Here is a 19015-nt window from a genome sequence, read left to right as displayed (position 1 = left end):
CACTTTATGCACAACTTCTTTCATAATCCACTTCAATGCCGGCAATACTTATACTAATTTATTACAGGCAATCCCACACTCGCATTCCGTTAAAGCACTTTACTCAAGAATGCCTTTGTTCTCTCGTGCTGAGGGTTACCGAATAGTTGATTCGGTTCATTTTCTTCGACAATATACCCTCCATCCATGAATATGACCCGGTCCCCGACTTCGCGGGCAAAGCCCATTTCATGCGTAACCACGACCATTGTCATGCCTTCTTTAGCAAGTTGTTTCATTACCTCTAAAACATCCCCGACCATTTCAGGGTCAAGTGCCGAAGTCGGTTCGTCAAATAGCATGATTTTCGGATTCATCGCTAATGCCCTTGCGATGGCAACCCGTTGCTTTTGTCCACCGGAAAGTTCCCCTGGATAGCTATTTGCCTTTTCCTTGAGACCAACCTTATCCAATAACTCAAGCGCTAATCTTCCCGCTTCCGCTTTATCGGTGGCACGAATTTTAATAGGGCCCAACGTTATGTTTTCCATCACCGTTTTATGAGGAAATAGATTGAAATGTTGAAAAACCATTCCAACTTCTTGCCGGACCTTGTTAATATTGATTTTCCGTTTAGGATCGGTTATATCATGTCCGTTAATGACCACCTCACCGCCCGTAACCTCCTCAAGGAGATTCAGGCAACGCAGGAATGTACTCTTTCCAGATCCGGAAGGGCCTATTACGCAAATTACTTCCTTTTCTTGCACTTCTGCATTAATATCTTTTAAAACCTCGACAGTTCCAAATGATTTTCTCAGGTTTTTTACAGTAATGATGCTCATCGAACTTGTACCCTCCTTTCAATGAAATTAGCAATAAGGGTTAACAAATAGATGATGATAAAGTAAATCACACCTACAGCCAGCCAAACCTTGAATGCTTCAAAGGTTGCCGAAGCTTGAATCTGACCTTGCTGAGTTAAATCCGCTATACCAATGACGGATAATAGAGAAGTATCTTTCAAGCTGATGATCGATTGGTTCGTAATGGTAGGGAGCATCCTTCTAAAGGCTTGCGGCAGCACGACATATCTCATTGTTTGAGTACCCGTGAACCCGATGGATCTTGCCGCTTCCGTTTGTCCTTTATCGATGGATTGTATTCCTGCCCTTATTATTTCAGCAAAATATGCCCCTGCATTGATTGCAACGGTAATAATTCCTGCTGTTGTACTGTTCAAAGAAATCAAATTTAAAGAATTTACACCAAAATAGATAAAAAACAACTGCACAATGAACGGTGTCCCCCGTATAGCATCCACATAAACCTTTGCAATCCAGTTCAAGATCTTGATCGGGGCAAGTCGCAGCAAGGCCACCACTAAACCAATCAAAAAACCTAGGATAATGGCAATCACAAAGATATAAAGTGTCACCTGAAGTCCTTTTAATAAAATAGGCAATGCCGCAACAATTATATCCATTCCTTTCACCCCTTTGAAAAAGAAAGCGCGCTTTATGCGCGCCTATTGATCATGAATTTATTCACCAAGATACGTTTTTATAATCTCATCATACGTGCCGTCTTTTTTAATATTGGCAAGACCATCATTTATTTTCTTCAATAAATCCTTGTTTTGCCCCTTCAATACAGCAATCCCATACTGATCACCATTCAAACGGTCACCTACGATCTTCAACCCAAGATCTTTTTGGGCGATTGCATAGGAGATAACCGGGTAATCTTCTATAAGAGCATCCGCATTACCGTTGGCCACTTCCTGGAACATTGCTGGACTATCATTAAATTGAACAACTTTAATTCCTAGTTTCGTAGCATTATCCTGTGCATATTTAGCACCTGTTGTCCCTTTTTTCACTGCTATGGTCTTTCCTTTAAGATCCTTAACCGTTTTAGTACTTGTATTATCTTTTTTAACAACTATTGTTAATCCTGCATCAAAATACGGTGTTGAGAAATCTACTACCTTTTTTCTTTCCTCCGTAATACTCATTCCCGCAATGGCCACATCAAGCTGATTGGCTTGCATCGCTGGAATGATTCCACCGAAATCCATAGGAGACAATTTGATTTTAAAATCCTGGTCTTTCGCTATTGCATTGATTAACTCAATATCAATACCTTTATAGTCGTTCCCCTCTTTAAATTCAAAAGGAGGATAAGTTGTATCAACACCAACTTTATATACCTTTTCAGGTTTCTTTTCCTCACCTGCATTTTTTTCATCACTGGTTCCACAAGCCGAGATAAAGATAGATAAAATCAAAAACATACTAAGTAAACTAAGTTTCTTCATTCAAATCACTCCACTTCTTAGATTATACGTGATAATAAATAATTCTCCCTATAATATAGCATAAGAATAAAGTATTATAATATGAATTTTTAGAATAAATATTATTTTCTTTGAATAATATTTATGGATGTTTTTCCTAATATTGTTTAAGTGATGGTAAATATAAAATAAGTATGAAACTGCGTATTTGATCCTTTTCTATAAAAATGCCGAGCTGCTATCAAAAGGGACATTCAGGTATCCCTAATAGGACACACCCCATAGGGTGGGTCCAAGGACCGATAGGATTATTGGAAGCTTACACAACTTATAATCGATGCAATAGGTAGAAAAGATGCAGATAGCAATTCATCACCTGCTCTCGTACTTTTCACAACTGGATATGAAGAAGTGAAAACACTGCATTAAGATCGAAAGGACTGGCCCAATTTCGGCTGAATTCGACTTTTCCGGACAGACCTTTTTTAATGATATTTGAACAAATAAAAGAGACCACTTTATTTTGGTCTCTTTTTTACAGCTTGCATAATAACACATTCGGAAAAACTCCCAATTATCAGAAGCCATCTTCCGCCACTAACATTGATGATTTCGCCCAATATGTAATTCGAAACATTGGATGAAAGAAAAGGTATGCTTTCATCCATTTCAACTGGTTTTGCTATTCGTTTAAGGGTTACTCCATGATAGTTAATACCTCAGCCACTTGGAGTCCATCGCAATGATGTTTTTTTACTTAGAATCCATTTTAATGAGTCAATAATGTATTGAATCAAATCATCATGTATCACAACACTGCCGATGACACTGTTTTTTCTTTCTCTCTACATCCAAAAATCTTTTATTTCAGGTGTCTTGGAAATAAGATAAAACCATGATTAAGGCTCATGTTTTTCCCCCTAAAAATAAGTCTTCGTTATGGTGATTTTAGGTTTTTTCATTCTTAAGGAACCATCCTGCCCTAATAGTAGACTATGAAAAAGCTGCCTTATAGACAGTTCTGATCTTAAGTTAACGTACCTGTTAGTTGAACAGCGTAAAAGATTATTTAAAGTTCACGTTAATTCCCCAATTGTTGCTTTGAATTTCCTCTACCAATTAAGATAAAAAATTTTCTTTAATTATTTGGATAGCTACAAAGTTCAATCAAAGTTCCATCAGTTGATGCGGGATTAACATAAATGAGCCTTCTTCCACGTGTGTTTGTACGTAGTGTGTCCTCTAGAAAACGAACTCCATTTGTACTTGCCTCGAGTATTGCTTTGTCCAAATCGTCAACTCGATATGCAATATGATGTACCCCTTTTCCTCGTTGCTTTATAAACCGAGCCATTGGAGAGTTCTTGTTGGTTGGTGCCAATAATTCAATTACTTTATCATTAGTTCTGACAACAGCAACGTGTACTTCAACACCAGGTGTATCGCTTGTATAACGGTCCTCTAATACTCCATTTAATACATTAAGATAAAAGGGAAGAGCATCATCAATACTTCTAACAGCAATTCCAACGTGATCTAAAACATATTCAAATTCAGTTCCTCCCAATTTAGTTCCTCCTTTCATTATTATTATTATTATTATTATTATCTTTAATAAGGCAAAGTCTATTTTTAAAAAATTTTAATCCTCTATCATTATAGATCTAATTTTTATGGATTCTACATTATTGGTTCCCATTATCCTCCATCCTCAAAAAAGGCATTTTGTTCCACTATCCTGCCCCGTTTCTTCAATAAGAAAAGACCCAGTAATGGCAGCCTTTATCTTAGATTACTCATAGATTGTTTTGATTAACATTTAGTTCAATCAAATTACCGTCTGGGTCAGCACAGAAAATTTGTGCGAATCCACTTTTTCCGTATGGTTTTTCAAGGATTTCAACTTCATTCTGCTTTAACCATTTAAGAGTGTCATAGTAGTTATCGACTCTAAGGGCAAAGTGACCTTCTCTGCTGGATAAGCTTTTATCCTTACGAATCGTCTGTGAAGAGGGATCGACTATCAAGTGCAGTTGATGTCCCTCTATTTCATACCAGGCACCTGGAAAATCAAAATCAGGACGCTGTATTTCTTTTAAACATAGAGTTTTACCATAAAATTCTTTTGCTCTTTCCAAATCTGTCACAGTAAGACTTACATGATGGAGGCATTTATATTTAATCAAAACCTTCACTTCTTTCATATTATCTAATTTCCCCTTTATTTTATCACTACTTCAACTAAACTGTCCCTTTAGTGCCATAAAGAAAAAGCTGTCTTAAAGACAGCTTAAATATCCAATTCACCAGGTCGTCCAAGTGGTATCATTTTGCTGTAATCTGATCCAATGCCCTCTACTGTCACTCCACGTTTGAAAGCTACTGCTTCATTATAAGCATTGTTGTTAAACCTGTTTGTTGGTTACTCCATGGCGCAACACCAACTACCTGGATGTTAATAGGAATTTATGGATTAGAAAAACATATGATAATAATTTTGAATGAGTTGATAACTATGGAATTTGTCTTCGGACTGCTATCATTTGTTGGTGAAGTAATTTCGACTATAGCAGCTTGGAGTTATTTCCAAGAAAATTTGACAACAATTTGAGGCAATTTCTTTATTGAATAACCCGCCCCGTTTGTTGCAAGGAAAAAGAGCTGCTGATCAGCTCCTGACAATAAAGTAAGCACCCTTTAGTGGAATAAACATTAATGATTTTTATTTCCATACATTCTCGCCATTGTTGAAGGTGAAAATTTAATGCTATATTTCCCTTCAAGTTCATTCTTTATTTTTCTTGTTAAATTCACCCCCTGTTTATTGTGTTCCTCTTCAAGTTCAATCCCATTGGAAAGCAATTTATCTTTATCCCAATCAATCCATTCACCATACATATTCACCCATTCAATCAATTCTCGTTTTAACTCATTTGAAATCGGAATGTCCTCTATATCAAAGTTACAACCACATTTATTGCACCATATAGGGTCCGCCCCAACATCTCCTTCAACTTTTAACACATACGTTTCCTTTTGTTCACAAAAACATTCCATATTATTTTCAGACTCCTCTACTACACGTTTTATACTTTTTATTAAAGTAATCCACCTTTAAAAAAAGAGGGCTTCAGCAACCATTCTCATTAAATTAAAGCTCCTGTTAGTTGCATAACTAAACCTTTTATACTTCCCATAAACCAATAGAAAACAAAAGGACCATAAGAAGGCACACTATAATATATATCGCCTTTCTTACCCTAAATGGTAGTGAAGTTAGCAAAAGATAAACACAATTACCGAAGATTCCTGCTCCACTTACTACTTCACTCTGTTCTTTATCTTGCTCTTTAGTATATCGAATGGACAATATTAATCCTGTTAGTGATAAAAGAACAAGGAAGAGAAACCCTATATCTATGTTCAATTTAATTTTCCTCTCCTATTTTAGGTGGATCTCGTTACTTTATATGTATTTTTCACAACCACTTTTACAAGCTTCTGAATCTAATATATTATAACTCCTTGTTGAACTATCCTGCCCCTTTAGTTTAAGTACATTTCTTCACAATCTTATAACGTGATTAACATAAATATTCATTTTTTATTTAGAGCCTTATTCCATTAAATGGCCCGATTGCTAAATAAGAAAAAATCCTACATTATAAAAAAATAGAATATAAACGACCTACTCAGGGTTATTTTCCCATTAACTAGATCACCTCTTAATTAAAAACAGTTAAGTCCCATTTTCCATAATAAAATCACGTTCTGATCTTATTTGTTCTTCTAAAAGATAATCCTCTAACTTCCCATATCTTGTAGCTTGTGTTAATGATAGGCCAAACCCTTCAACGAGTAACTGTGGTCCAAAATTACTTGCTATCATATTAAATTGCTTACCTCATTGGATCAGTATGCTGGTAAAGATTCAAGACTTGAAAAGTATGGTGAATCTGCTTTTAAATTAATTCATAAAGAATAGAACCAAGAATTAAAAACTTTGAATTTACGCATGAGAAGGAAATACGCCTTACGTGGAGAGGTGTTGCTTGCCGATATGGAGGAAGTTCAACCTGAACATGGCTACACACTAGAAAAGGTGTTTGAGCTTCTTTATATAGACTTTATTGATAAATTTCGAAAAGGTGATCATGCGGGTGTCGTAGAAGATATCCTGCGCCTGCTTGATGATGAAATCGAATAGAATATACGTAAGGCTAAGGAACACATTTGAAGGGAAAAGTCCATTAATCTCAGGCAAAATTATTCACAATACAATTTGCATAGGTAATGAGCTTGAACTATGATGGATTCCCGTTCTCTTTTTTTATTGCTAAATAAATAAAGAGGACGGATAGCACTATCCATACGCTAAGCTAACCTTTTGAACAATGTCATGCTTGAATCTACTGGTGTCCTGCAAAAGTCCAGGATTTATGAAATGAGTTCCAATAAAACAATGCGTGAAACACTGGCATTTTTAATGGTTCGCGACAATGCGCACCAAAATGCATTTGCCAAGGCATTGGAAACGCTTGGTGTCGACTGGGGAAAAATCTTCCCTGTACCCAATTATGATTTGAACAAATATCCCGAATGCCGCAAATATGTGGATTTAGGCTACCATAATGCCCAATTCAACTTCAGATTGGATCAAACTCAAATCAGCGAAATTTTCCAAGGGGAGACACCGAGCCGAAATGGTGGAAACCTTACTGTTACCGAGCCGCCAAAAGGATTCCCGGTTCCCGAAATGCCGGATATGCCAAATGAACATAGCCCCGGCTTGAGTGATTTGAACAATTAAAAAAAGGCGGGCACATCTTAAATTGTTTCTTTCTTCTATTTGGACACAATAAAAAAGACACTGTTTCCCTTAATCTTTATTGGGAGCAGTGTCTTTTTTATTATCCTCTAAGGAGGAAATACCATAAGAAAAGGATTTTACCAAAGGGCCCTTATAAATTATCAAAAGTATTTTCAATGGCTAATTCCAATTCTTCTTTTCCTTCTCCTATATAACGTTTGGTCATGTTCAAATCTTTATGCCCCATCAATTTTGAAACGGTTTGAAGGTCTATCCCCTTATCGATTAGTTTTTGGCAAAACGTACTCCGCAGCTTATGGGGAGTCGCATTATATTTAGTCAGCATATATTGCACGGACCTTGGCGTGATGCGCTGATTCACACTGGATATGAAGATGGCTTCCGTTTCCATATTTAAAAATTCCTTGTATGCCTTGATCTTTTCACTAGCAGTTATGGACAGTGGAATCTTCCTGTCTATATCACCTTTTGAATCCCGGATGAGGATATATTGCCTTTCTCCCTCTTTTTGAATGTCGCTATGGTTCAAATCACAAAGTTCGGACACCCGGATACCCGTATGTATCATTGTGTAGACTATAGCAATATTCCTGAAATGCCCAGAGGACTCGATTTCTTTTAGGAGAGCAGCTTGCTCAAGCATGTTCAGGGTTTTTGGCGGATCTTCTTTCTTTTCCTTTGCTTTACGATCAATGTTGAGGACGATCTCGGGTTTATCAAGGAACCTAGAAAACATGGTAATGGCTGAATAATGTTTTTCAATCGTTCCTCCACTCTTGTTTGACTGTTCCATATCGTCTAAATAGGTTTGCACGTGGGATTTTTCAATCTCTTCCGCTTCTTCTTTAAACCATTGAAGAAACTGGGAGATGACTCCCACATAGGTTTTAATCGTACCATCGGATTTATTTTGACCTATTAACCATTCGGCAAAAGAATGAAGAATTTGTTTATTGTCCAGGTTTTCTTCTTTACTGGTCATCGAGAGGCCCCCTACCAAAATCATGCTATTAATAAGCCTTTCCAACGAAAAGTTGAATTTATACAAAAAAACCTTAGGAGAATCCTAAGGTTTAGAATGCTAAGATAGGATTTGAACCTGTTTATACGGGTTTATGAATCCTATTTGATGTGATAAACTTTGCTTGGCGGCGTCCTACTCTCACAGGGGGAAACCCCCAACTACCATCGGCGCTGAAGAGCTTAACTGCCGTGTTCGGAATGGGAACGGGTGTGACCTCTTCGCTATCGCCACCAAACAATAAAGGAACGTTGTTCCTTCAAAACTAGATAATAAGAAGGTATTTCATTTTTTAAAAAGCGTTGGTTAAGTCCTCGATCTATTAGTATCAGTCAGCTCCACATGTCGCCACGCTTCCACCTCTGACCTATCAACCTGATCATCTTTCAGGGATCTTACTAGCTTGCGCCATGGGAAATCTCATCTTGAGGGGGGCTTCATGCTTAGATGCTTTCAGCACTTATCCCGTCCGCACGTAGCTACCCAGCTATGCCTTTGGCAAGACAACTGGTACACCAGCGGTGCGTCCATCCCGGTCCTCTCGTACTAAGGACAGCTCCTCTCAAATTTCCTGCGCCCGCGACGGATAGGGACCGAACTGTCTCACGACGTTCTGAACCCAGCTCGCGTACCGCTTTAATGGGCGAACAGCCCAACCCTTGGGACCGACTACAGCCCCAGGATGCGATGAGCCGACATCGAGGTGCCAAACCTCCCCGTCGATGTGGACTCTTGGGGGAGATAAGCCTGTTATCCCCGGGGTAGCTTTTATCCGTTGAGCGATGGCCCTTCCATGCGGAACCACCGGATCACTAAGCCCGACTTTCGTCCCTGCTCGACTTGTAGGTCTCGCAGTCAAGCTCCCTTGTGCCTTTACACTCTACGAATGATTTCCAACCATTCTGAGGGAACCTTTGGGCGCCTCCGTTACTCTTTAGGAGGCGACCGCCCCAGTCAAACTGCCCACCTGACACTGTCTCCCACCCCGATAAGGGGCGCGGGTTAGAATTTCAATACAGCCAGGGTAGTATCCCACCAACGCCTCCACCGAAGCTAGCGCTCCGGCTTCTCAGGCTCCTACCTATCCTGTACAAGCTGTACCAAAATTCAATATCAGGCTGCAGTAAAGCTCCACGGGGTCTTTCCGTCCTGTCGCGGGTAACCTGCATCTTCACAGGTACTATAATTTCACCGAGTCTCTCGTTGAGACAGTGCCCAGATCGTTACACCTTTCGTGCGGGTCGGAACTTACCCGACAAGGAATTTCGCTACCTTAGGACCGTTATAGTTACGGCCGCCGTTTACTGGGGCTTCGGTTCAAAGCTTCGCTTGCGCTAACCTCTCCCCTTAACCTTCCAGCACCGGGCAGGTGTCAGCCCCTATACTTCGCCTTGCGGCTTCGCAGAGACCTGTGTTTTTGCTAAACAGTCGCCTGGGCCTATTCACTGCGGCTTTTCCGGGCTATTCACCCTAAAAAGCACCCCTTCTCCCGAAGTTACGGGGTCATTTTGCCGAGTTCCTTAACGAGAGTTCTCTCGCACACCTTAGGATTCTCTCCTCGCCTACCTGTGTCGGTTTGCGGTACGGGCACCTTACATCTCACTAGAGGCTTTTCTTGGCAGCGTGGAATCAGGAACTTCGGTACTATATTTCCCTCGCCATCACAGCTCCGCCTTAATGGAAACGGGATTTGCCTCGTTTCCGGCCTAACTGCTTGGACGCGCATATCCAACAGCGCGCTTACCCTATCCTTCTGCGTCCCCCCATCGTTCAAACGATGTATAGGTGGTACAGGAATATCAACCTGTTGTCCATCGCCTACGCCTTTCGGCCTCGGCTTAGGTCCCGACTAACCCTGAGCGGACGAGCCTTCCTCAGGAAACCTTAGGCATTCGGTGGAAGGGATTCTCACCCTTCTTTCGCTACTCATACCGGCATTCTCACTTCTAAGCGCTCCACCAGTCCTTCCGGTCTGACTTCAACGCCCTTAGAACGCTCTCCTACCATCGACACCTAATGGTGTCAATCCACAGCTTCGGTGATACGTTTAGCCCCGGTACATTTTCGGCGCGGAGTCACTCGACCAGTGAGCTATTACGCACTCTTTAAATGGTGGCTGCTTCTGAGCCAACATCCTGGTTGTCTAAGCAACTCCACATCCTTTTCCACTTAACGTATACTTTGGGACCTTAGCTGGTGGTCTGGGCTGTTTCCCTTTCGACTACGGATCTTATCACTCGCAGTCTGACTCCCAAGAATAAGTATTTGGCATTCGGAGTTTGACTGAATTCGGTAACCCGTTGGGGGCCCCTAGTCCAATCAGTGCTCTACCTCCAATACTCTCATCTTGAGGCTAGCCCTAAAGCTATTTCGGAGAGAACCAGCTATCTCCAGGTTCGATTGGAATTTCTCCGCTACCCACACCTCATCCCCGCACTTTTCAACGTGCGTGGGTTCGGGCCTCCATTCAGTGTTACCTGAACTTCACCCTGGACATGGGTAGATCACCTGGTTTCGGGTCTACGACCTCATACTCATTCGCCCTATTCAGACTCGCTTTCGCTGCGGCTCCGTCTTATCAACTTAACCTCGCATGAAATCGTAACTCGCCGGTTCATTCTACAAAAGGCACGCCATTACCCATTAACGGGCTTTGACTACTTGTAGGCACACGGTTTCAGGATCTATTTCACTCCCCTTCCGGGGTGCTTTTCACCTTTCCCTCACGGTACTGGTTCACTATCGGTCACTAGGGAGTATTTAGCCTTGGGAGATGGTCCTCCCTGCTTCCGACGGGATTTCTCGTGTCCCGCCGTACTCAGGATCCACTCAGGAGGGAACGAAGTTTCAACTACAGGGTTTTTACCTTCTTTGACGGACCTTTCCAGGTCACTTCATTTACCCCGTTCCTTTGTAACTCCATGTTGAGTGTCCTACAACCCCAAGAGGCAAGCCTCTTGGTTTGGGCTAATTCCGTTTCGCTCGCCGCTACTCAGGAAATCGCATTTGCTTTCTCTTCCTCCGGGTACTTAGATGTTTCAGTTCCCCGGGTCTGCCTTCAGTACCCTATGTATTCAGGTAAAGATACTGTTCCATTACGAACAGTGGGTTTCCCCATTCGGAAATCTCCGGATCAAAGCTTACTTACAGCTCCCCGAAGCATATCGGTGTTAGTCCCGTCCTTCATCGGCTCCTAGTGCCAAGGCATCCACCGTGCGCCCTTTCTAACTTAACCGTTAAAAAGATCTTACAGATGCTTTGAAAAAAATTAATTGCCTTCTATCTATTATCTAGTTTTCAAGGAACAAAGCAGAAAGAATCCATCACATCGTGATGTTTTTCTTCCCTATCTGAATGAATTACTCATTCAAAACTGAACAAAACAAAAGCGCTCTCGTAATTATCCTTAGAAAGGAGGTGATCCAGCCGCACCTTCCGATACGGCTACCTTGTTACGACTTCACCCCAATCATCTGTCCCACCTTAGGCGGCTGGCTCCATAAAGGTTACCTCACCGACTTCGGGTGTTACAAACTCTCGTGGTGTGACGGGCGGTGTGTACAAGGCCCGGGAACGTATTCACCGCGGCATGCTGATCCGCGATTACTAGCGATTCCGGCTTCATGTAGGCGAGTTGCAGCCTACAATCCGAACTGAGAATGGCTTTATGGGATTCGCTTACCTTCGCAGGTTTGCAGCCCTTTGTACCATCCATTGTAGCACGTGTGTAGCCCAGGTCATAAGGGGCATGATGATTTGACGTCATCCCCACCTTCCTCCGGTTTGTCACCGGCAGTCACCTTAGAGTGCCCAACTGAATGCTGGCAACTAAGATCAAGGGTTGCGCTCGTTGCGGGACTTAACCCAACATCTCACGACACGAGCTGACGACAACCATGCACCACCTGTCACTCTGTCCCCCGAAGGGGAAAGCCCTATCTCTAGGGTTGTCAGAGGATGTCAAGACCTGGTAAGGTTCTTCGCGTTGCTTCGAATTAAACCACATGCTCCACCGCTTGTGCGGGCCCCCGTCAATTCCTTTGAGTTTCAGCCTTGCGGCCGTACTCCCCAGGCGGAGTGCTTAATGCGTTAGCTGCAGCACTAAAGGGCGGAAACCCTCTAACACTTAGCACTCATCGTTTACGGCGTGGACTACCAGGGTATCTAATCCTGTTTGCTCCCCACGCTTTCGCGCCTCAGTGTCAGTTACAGACCAGAAAGTCGCCTTCGCCACTGGTGTTCCTCCAAATCTCTACGCATTTCACCGCTACACTTGGAATTCCACTTTCCTCTTCTGCACTCAAGTTCCCCAGTTTCCAATGACCCTCCACGGTTGAGCCGTGGGCTTTCACATCAGACTTAAAGAACCACCTGCGCGCGCTTTACGCCCAATAATTCCGGACAACGCTTGCCACCTACGTATTACCGCGGCTGCTGGCACGTAGTTAGCCGTGGCTTTCTGGTTAGGTACCGTCAAGGTACCAGCAGTTACTCTGGTACTTGTTCTTCCCTAACAACAGAACTTTACGACCCGAAGGCCTTCTTCGTTCACGCGGCGTTGCTCCGTCAGACTTTCGTCCATTGCGGAAGATTCCCTACTGCTGCCTCCCGTAGGAGTCTGGGCCGTGTCTCAGTCCCAGTGTGGCCGATCACCCTCTCAGGTCGGCTACGCATCGTCGCCTTGGTGAGCCATTACCTCACCAACTAGCTAATGCGCCGCGGGCCCATCTATAAGTGACAGCCGAAACCGTCTTTCCATCTTCTCTCATGCGAGAAAAGAACGTATCCGGTATTAGCTCCGGTTTCCCGAAGTTATCCCAGTCTTATAGGCAGGTTGCCCACGTGTTACTCACCCGTCCGCCGCTAATCTCAGGGAGCAAGCTCCCATCGATTCGCTCGACTTGCATGTATTAGGCACGCCGCCAGCGTTCGTCCTGAGCCAGGATCAAACTCTCCGAAGAAATGTTTGACTTGCTCATTTGCTTTTTTGATAGTGTGTGCTCACTTAAAATTTAACGTTGGCGCTTTGTTTTGTTCAGTTTTCAAAGAGCAATTGTTACTGGTTTGTTTCAACTTATTCATCTTAACATAACGTTGAATAGTTGTCAACTTCTACGAAGAAAATATTTTGTTAATATCGCTCGTTAATTAGGCGACTTCATTATCATACTTCTATTTTTCTTTAGTGTCAATATTTAATTCGTAAAATGAGAATCTGTACTAACACTTCCCTCTTGAACCATCTTGTTAATGAATACAAAAAACCACTGTACGTGTTTCTTCTATAATAATTAACTGGGATGCACTAAACTGAAGATTTTATCATTTTTAAAGTATTCTTCAATATACATTATCTACCTCACGGATGGACAAATTAGTGACTTAAGTTATCTAGACCTAATTATAAAAAAACTTAATAAATAAACGAGAGTACATTTTAGCCATGTATAATATACTCTCCTTTTTTCTTTTAGAAAACTAAACCAGCTAATAGGATGTCAATATCTTTCTCTAAAAATTTCATTTCCCTTATGATATACTATTTTCGGCCATGCCAAATACCCCTCCAAAACCCTTTTGGAAGGATTTTTCTCTGTTACACAAAACCGTTAATTAGGCTAAATCTAGGAACGTTTCTTTTCTCTTTAATAAAGCATAAATCCAATGAAGCAACTTATTCATACAGGCAACGATTGACACTTTGGCAGGTTTTCCTTCTGATTTTTTCTTATCATAGAATGCTTTAAGCTTTTTGTTCCTTGAACTTCTTATGCCGCATAGTACGGCAAGATACAGAGAATGACGTAGTCTGCTCGAACCTCTTTTTGTCATACGATTAATGGTTGCTGTAAACTTACCCGATGAGTGAACACTTGGATCTACTCCAGCGAAGGCAACCAGTTTTTTCGGATGATTAAACCGATCGATTTCACCAATTTCAGAGATAATCGTGGCTGCGATTTTTTCACCGATACCGGGTATCGATTGGATGATCTTATATTCTTCCAGTTCATTTGCCAGGGCCACTATACGATCTTCCAAATCAGAAAGGTGTCCCTGGTAATGAAAAAGCAACTCAATATACATACGAAGATTGATTACGTGACTTTCATACACGTTTTTTTGAAATGGATTCCGAGTTGCGGAGTCCATTATTTTTTTTGCTTTTCCCCATGCCCATTGACCGGATCGGCTAGGACAGAACTCTATAACACTCTCTGCTAGTCTACTTTCTCCGGCTGTTAATACAGCCTCTGAAGTAGGATATTCCTTTAACATCAATAAAGAAACCTTCGAATATAGATCCCCAAAAACCTTCCGGTATTCAGGAAACACTTGATCTAAAATGGTGTGAAACTGAAGTTTAGCTTCCACATACATATTCGTTACGATTTCCTGTTGTCTGGACAAATTCCGAAGGTCTAAAAGCTGAATTCCTCTACTTTTATGAGGTTCAAAATCCTCTTTGTAATACAGCACACACAACTGGTACGCATCGATTGCGTCTGTTTTTACCTTTCGTAAACTGGTCTTCTTTGCCTGATAAGAAATAATCAGATTTAGTAAGATATATAGAATCCCTTGTTCCTCCAAGTATTGAATAACAGGAGTATGGTAATGCCCTGTAGATTCTAAAATGACCATAGGCATCTGCCCTGTCACCACTTCAATCTCTTTTAAAAAGTCTAATAAATGATCTAATTCCTCTTTGATATGCTTCATTGAAAAGCTCTTCCCATACGGTTTAGATTGATCTAAAAATGCCTGAACTTGGCTCTCTCCTTTTGCTACATCCAGACCAACAACTGGATTCATTGCTTTTTCCTCCTCCACTTATTTACCAGTACCCCTAGTCCTCCATGTAGTGTCATAGCTTCGCTTGTTATACGAGATCCACGTCCCAACCAGCCTCAAACATGTTTCTACAAGTAGGGGGCGAACAGTTAAGTTCACGGGATCAAGTCCCACGCACCCGTACGTCCTACCCTGGCTACTGATATAATAGATTCTATTAAAAAAAGGTCAACCAGTAATTTTTACTGGTCAACCTTATAATACGAACGCACCCGTTACTTTAAGTAGATTATTTCACAATCATAGTAAGTTCCACAGAAAAAGGCATTAATCCTTCCTGCTGAATCAATGCCTTCACTTTTTCAAATTAACTTTACTATTACTTTTTTTAGTTAACAAATAGCTTTGTTTTATCATTTCGTAAATGTCTTCCTTTGGAACAGTACCGTCAAGAATTATCGAATTCCAATGGTCCTTATTAAGATGAAATGCCGGAACTACCGAATTGTAAATCTGACGCCAATAATCCAAAAAACCGAGTTCACATTTCACATTAATCCAAATATGGCCATCTTTTTCAAATATCCACGCAAACACTTTCTTGTTATCTATATGTCGCATTAACGTCCAATTCTTATCGCGAAATGGATAATCTTCATATGTATTCCCCATCCCTAAACAGTAACCGATAGCTTCCTCTCTATTTTTCATTGTTAACCTCTTCCTAAAATAATAACTTTCTAATTTTTTAATTGCATCCTAAATTATAAGCCTTGGACCCTTTATTGCACTAACCTGCCCCTTTCGTATTATTAGGTCAGCCAGATATTTCTGGTTGACCAATTTTTATATAGTTTTATTATAACGGTAGCCGGGGTAGAACGTACCTGCCCGTGGGGCTTAAGATCCCGTCAACTAAACAGTTCGCCCCCTACTTGCTTAAACATGATTTGGCTGGTTGGGACCAAGATCTCGTATAACAAGCGAAGCTATGATACTGCAAGAAGGATTAGGGGTTACCGGCAAATATTATGTTTTTGGAGGAGATAAAAAATGAATCCAGTGGTTGGTCTGGATGTAGCTAAAGGTGAAAGTCAGGTTCAAGCATTCTTGGAAAAGAAGAAGCCTTATCAAGGCAGTTTCAAAGTTACACATACCATTGAAGGATTAGAAACGCTATTTCAGTTTCTGAGAAAAATAGAAAATAAAACAGGAATCAAACCTCCGATTGTATTGGAATCCACGGGGCATTATCATACGCCAGTTGTACAGTATTTTGAGGAGAGAGGCTACTTATTAATTGTCGTTAACCCACTCATTTCTTATCGTGCGAAGAGCTCAAGTTTACGCAAAGTAAAGACAGATATAATCGATGCACGTCACCTCTGCGAGCTGTACTATAAAGAGGATTTAGAGCCTTATAAAAAACGAGGGATACAACTCTTAAATCTTCGTAATCTTTCAAGACAACACGAAAATATAACAGGTATCTATGTACAAACAAAACTACAGTTCCAGGCTGTTCTTGATCAAGTATTTCCTGAATATAGAGGGGTTTTTGGAGATTTGTATTCGGTTGTTTCTTTGCTTACTCTATTAGAATTCCCTACTTCTGAAGACATATTAGCAGTCGGTGAAGAAACTGTAGCAAATAGGATTAATGAACTTTGTCCAAGTCGTTCTAAAAAGTGGGCGAATACACAGGCAGAGAAACTTACGGCTGCCTCAGCTCGAAACCCTTTTCAGAGAACCTTATATCAGAGTCACATTTTAAGCCTTGAAATGTATATAAAAATGCTTCTAGAATACCAAAAGCACCTATCCATTTGAAGACGAGATAGATGCTTTGGCAAAAGAAATTGAAGAATATAAGATTATCCAATCCATCCCTGGAATCGGTGAAAAAATCGCTGCAACGATTATTTCTGAAATTGGAGAGATTGAACGGTTTAATCACCCTAAAAAACTAGTGGCATTTGCCGGAATTGATCCAAGTATCTTTGAATCAGGTAAATTTAAAGGCACAGTAAATCGGATTACCAAAAGAGGTTCTGGCAGACTAAGACACGCCTTGTATATGGCTGTTAAATGTGCCATTCGTGATTGTCGCAAGAAGAAAACGACAGATGAAATCATCCCTCGTAACAAGCGATTACGAGAGTTTTATGATAAGAAACGTGAAGAAGGAAAGCCCTTTAAAGTAGCTGTGATAGCATGTGCCAATAAACTCTTACATTGGATTTATGCACTTTTAAAAAGCAACTCACCTTTCCAAGATAGGCTAGTTTGAAAGTATAACTAAACCACCCAGAACTTTCCAAACACAGAAACTTGGAAGGTTATTTGGTATGCACAAATTTAGTATAGCATGAAATATTTTAAGGTTTTATTGAAAAATATTGACAAACTATTGGCTGGTTTAGTTTAAGTACATTTTTTCACAATCTCAATAGTGTAGAGCCTTTTTAGACACAATCCAATCACCTACAAAATAGAGTTCATAATGTCCATATGACTTGTATCAGAATGCTTATCGTTGTAAATAAGCATTCTCCTGATGCTCCCCCTATATAAGGTAATGAAGGTAGGTTGCTACTTATATCTAACTGATACAGCTGATACAGATAAGCTATTGATATGTATAGAGGTCCTGGGTGGTGCTTAGAGGTACAGTGATGGTGAATCATATGTTCTATCAGTATGCTTTTCAATGAGTGAACCAGCAGTGACTGTGAGGTGCAGTCTGTTGTGTATCCCTACCAATGATAGATGATATGTCTAATGCGTTATTTCGTTATGCTTATGATGGTTGATGTATCATGCTATGAGTAAGCAAGGAGCATGACGTTATGATGATAGGTAGTTCAATCGATGATGGATACAACATAGAGAGCACAAGAAGAGAAGCATATCAAGCAGGTCAAGGTAAACAATGTTTACCCTCCATTGATAGAAGATTCAGTTACAAATCCGCAGGGATCCAAATGAGTTCGAGGAAAGACTTAAAGGTACGCCCTACCACTTTCATAAAAAATCACTTTTTTACCTATAATAACGTGTGAAGTGTCGTTCACACTACAGGACCCAAAACGCGGTTTGACCGTGAACTTTAAAAATCTAATCTTTACATTTTCAAAGGAAAAAACATATAAAAATATGTTATATTATGGAACAACAAAGAAGGAGGAATTGTTCAATGAAATACCATTATAATTTTATAATTGATGGAAAGCTCATCGAAGTTGAGGAAAGAAATTATGAACGTGCTGAGCAGCGTGCTAAAGAAATTCTGGCAGAAATGAATCAAATAAAAGACAAAAAATAAAAGCCTAATCGAGACTAAAAATCTTGGTTAGGCTTTTATTTTTGCTTTTTTTTAATTGTCCTCGTTAGGTCTTATAATAGCACTCGATTTTTACACCATGAGCTCTGTAACGGCACGCAAAGTTAAACTATAACTTTCACTTTTCTTTAACATTACATGTATGTAGGGCGACTGGATACTATGTGTATCCGGTTTTTTGTTATCGTACAATCATAATTCTTAAAGGTAAGAAAGTAGTACTAGAATTTTGATAAAAAAAAAGAAGGATAGATCAGTTGAATGATTTATCCTTATCTTTCCAATAAAATTGATGATTAAAGTTGAGTTTTCGATACGTGATAAACGAAGTGATCAACCATCTGCAGAGGTATTTCGAACCTATGTACTAGAAATATTTTAGTTTTTTCAGGGTTAACCCTGCTTCGTGCCTTTGAGCATGTAACTTTGACCGTGCTTCATACTTCCTTAATGAACTAATAAAAATAGTGCCAACTTCTCTTTAATAGAAATGGGCACTTCGTTTATTCGCTATACGTTATCGTGACGCTTTAGGCGGTTGGCACACGTCACATTTACGTTGGTTTTTATTTTTAAATTTCGTAAATGTTTTTTCAAAGTTGCTACCACATGCACATTTAAATAGTAACTTTTGAGAAAAACCGTGATATTCAGTCGTTAGCAACTTACTTTTCGAATTGTTCTCAACAAATTCTTTAATTTTGCCAATTGTCCATTGTTTATTCATTCTCTTACACCTCCATATTT

General features: G+C 40.4%; 13 protein-coding genes, 3 rRNA genes and 2 pseudogenes. 4 read left to right on the top strand and 14 right to left on the bottom strand.

The genetic code is table 11. The features are described from left to right. Positions 1-89 precede the first annotated feature (89 nt). The 7 genes from ACDZ29_RS13900 to ACDZ29_RS13870 form a co-directional block, all read right to left on the bottom strand. Positions 90-824 (bottom strand): amino acid ABC transporter ATP-binding protein, encoded by a 735-nt coding sequence (locus ACDZ29_RS13900; protein ID WP_289318015.1) that lies wholly within the window; start codon positions 822-824, stop codon positions 90-92. Beyond that, positions 821-1465: an amino acid ABC transporter permease gene (locus ACDZ29_RS13895; protein WP_289323673.1), complete on the bottom strand. Its 645-nt coding sequence runs from the start codon at positions 1463-1465 to the stop codon at positions 821-823. The genes ACDZ29_RS13900 and ACDZ29_RS13895 overlap by 4 nt, the downstream gene beginning before the upstream one ends. Before the next feature lie 57 nt (positions 1466-1522). Next, a complete protein-coding gene (locus ACDZ29_RS13890) occupies positions 1523-2299 on the bottom strand; it encodes a transporter substrate-binding domain-containing protein (protein ID WP_375091048.1) in 777 nt (258 codons plus the stop codon). 1117 nt (positions 2300-3416) lie between these two features. Then, positions 3417-3845 carry a VOC family protein gene (locus ACDZ29_RS13885; RefSeq protein WP_289323671.1) on the bottom strand — a complete coding sequence of 143 codons (429 nt, stop codon included), beginning with the start codon at positions 3843-3845 and terminating at the stop codon, positions 3417-3419. Between the two features lie 229 nt (positions 3846-4074). Further along, positions 4075-4464 (bottom strand): VOC family protein, encoded by a 390-nt coding sequence (locus ACDZ29_RS13880; RefSeq protein WP_370016969.1) that lies wholly within the window; start codon positions 4462-4464, stop codon positions 4075-4077. 526 nt (positions 4465-4990) lie between these two features. Then, the gene (locus tag ACDZ29_RS13875) at positions 4991-5335 is read right to left on the bottom strand and encodes a hypothetical protein (protein WP_375091047.1); all 345 of its coding nucleotides are present in this window, start codon (positions 5333-5335) and stop codon (positions 4991-4993) included. 682 nt (positions 5336-6017) lie between these two features. Beyond that, a complete protein-coding gene (locus ACDZ29_RS13870; RefSeq protein WP_375091046.1) occupies positions 6018-6167 on the bottom strand; it encodes a hypothetical protein in 150 nt (49 codons plus the stop codon). Between the two features lie 114 nt (positions 6168-6281). Here ACDZ29_RS13870 and ACDZ29_RS13865 point away from each other — a divergent pair, with 114 nt between their 5' ends. Both ACDZ29_RS13865 and ACDZ29_RS13860 read left to right on the top strand, forming a co-directional pair. Next, the gene (locus tag ACDZ29_RS13865; RefSeq protein ID WP_370013820.1) at positions 6282-6485 is read left to right on the top strand and encodes a hypothetical protein; all 204 of its coding nucleotides are present in this window, start codon (positions 6282-6284) and stop codon (positions 6483-6485) included. A 171-nt stretch (positions 6486-6656) separates the two neighbouring features. Continuing rightward, positions 6657-7088 (top strand): annotated as a pseudogene (locus ACDZ29_RS13860) (manganese catalase family protein); the annotation flags it as partial. Between the two features lie 151 nt (positions 7089-7239). On the opposite strand, the gene ACDZ29_RS13855 reads toward ACDZ29_RS13860, so the two are convergent. From ACDZ29_RS13855 to ACDZ29_RS13830, 6 genes are all read right to left on the bottom strand, one after another. Then, positions 7240-8091 (bottom strand): tyrosine-type recombinase/integrase, encoded by an 852-nt coding sequence (locus ACDZ29_RS13855; protein ID WP_375091045.1) that lies wholly within the window; start codon positions 8089-8091, stop codon positions 7240-7242. Positions 8092-8252: 161 nt separating this feature from the next. Beyond that, positions 8253-8368 (bottom strand): 5S ribosomal RNA (gene rrf, locus ACDZ29_RS13850). Between the two features lie 64 nt (positions 8369-8432). Next, positions 8433-11365: ribosomal RNA gene (locus tag ACDZ29_RS13845) — 23S ribosomal RNA — on the bottom strand. Positions 11366-11540: 175 nt separating this feature from the next. Further along, positions 11541-13091: ribosomal RNA gene (locus tag ACDZ29_RS13840) — 16S ribosomal RNA — on the bottom strand. The 16S, 23S and 5S rRNA genes sit together here, the layout of an rRNA operon. Positions 13092-13743: 652 nt before the next feature. Continuing rightward, positions 13744-14946: an IS110 family transposase gene (locus tag ACDZ29_RS13835; RefSeq protein ID WP_375091044.1), complete on the bottom strand. Its 1203-nt coding sequence runs from the start codon at positions 14944-14946 to the stop codon at positions 13744-13746. A gap of 333 nt (positions 14947-15279) precedes the next feature. Continuing rightward, positions 15280-15636: an MmcQ/YjbR family DNA-binding protein gene (locus ACDZ29_RS13830; RefSeq protein ID WP_370016494.1), complete on the bottom strand. Its 357-nt coding sequence runs from the start codon at positions 15634-15636 to the stop codon at positions 15280-15282. Between the two features lie 342 nt (positions 15637-15978). On the opposite strand from ACDZ29_RS13830, the pseudogene ACDZ29_RS13825 reads away from it, so the two are divergent. Together ACDZ29_RS13825 and ACDZ29_RS13820 are read left to right on the top strand one after the other, a co-directional pair. After that, a pseudogene (locus ACDZ29_RS13825) lies at positions 15979-17215 on the top strand (IS110 family transposase). A gap of 906 nt (positions 17216-18121) precedes the next feature. Further along, the gene (locus ACDZ29_RS13820; protein ID WP_375091043.1) at positions 18122-18250 is read left to right on the top strand and encodes a hypothetical protein; all 129 of its coding nucleotides are present in this window, start codon (positions 18122-18124) and stop codon (positions 18248-18250) included. A 535-nt stretch (positions 18251-18785) separates the two neighbouring features. On the opposite strand, the gene ACDZ29_RS13815 is transcribed toward ACDZ29_RS13820, so the two are convergent. Continuing rightward, complete coding sequence (locus ACDZ29_RS13815; RefSeq protein WP_375091042.1) at positions 18786-18995, bottom strand: hypothetical protein; 210 nt, start codon at positions 18993-18995, stop codon at positions 18786-18788. Between the last annotated feature and the right edge of the window lie 20 nt (positions 18996-19015).

The sequence above is a fragment of the Peribacillus sp. RS7 genome, from assembly GCF_041956845.1.
Taxonomy (GTDB): Bacteria; Bacillota; Bacilli; order Bacillales; family DSM-1321; genus Peribacillus.
The sequence above is the reverse complement of the archived record's forward strand: the minus strand, read 5'-3'. Positions and strand labels throughout refer to the sequence as shown.

Bases quoted from the DNA above. Each gene is read 5' to 3' on its own strand.
- ACDZ29_RS13830 (WP_370016494.1), bottom strand. From the start codon at position 15,636: ATGAAAAATAGAGAGGAAGCTATCGGTTACTGTTTAGGGATGGGGAAT.
- ACDZ29_RS13895 (WP_289323673.1), bottom strand. From the start codon at position 1,465: ATGGATATAATTGTTGCGGCATTGCCTATTTTATTAAAAGGACTTCAG.
- ACDZ29_RS13875 (WP_375091047.1), bottom strand. From the start codon at position 5,335: ATGGAATGTTTTTGTGAACAAAAGGAAACGTATGTGTTAAAAGTTGAA.
- ACDZ29_RS13815 (WP_375091042.1), bottom strand. From the start codon at position 18,995: ATGAATAAACAATGGACAATTGGCAAAATTAAAGAATTTGTTGAGAAC.
- ACDZ29_RS13890 (WP_375091048.1), bottom strand. From the start codon at position 2,299: ATGAAGAAACTTAGTTTACTTAGTATGTTTTTGATTTTATCTATCTTT.
- ACDZ29_RS13835 (WP_375091044.1), bottom strand. From the start codon at position 14,946: ATGAATCCAGTTGTTGGTCTGGATGTAGCAAAAGGAGAGAGCCAAGTT.
- ACDZ29_RS13820 (WP_375091043.1), top strand. From the start codon at position 18,122: ATGAAATACCATTATAATTTTATAATTGATGGAAAGCTCATCGAAGTT.
- ACDZ29_RS13900 (WP_289318015.1), bottom strand. From the start codon at position 824: ATGAGCATCATTACTGTAAAAAACCTGAGAAAATCATTTGGAACTGTC.
- ACDZ29_RS13855 (WP_375091045.1), bottom strand. From the start codon at position 8,091: ATGACCAGTAAAGAAGAAAACCTGGACAATAAACAAATTCTTCATTCT.
- ACDZ29_RS13870 (WP_375091046.1), bottom strand. From the start codon at position 6,167: ATGATAGCAAGTAATTTTGGACCACAGTTACTCGTTGAAGGGTTTGGC.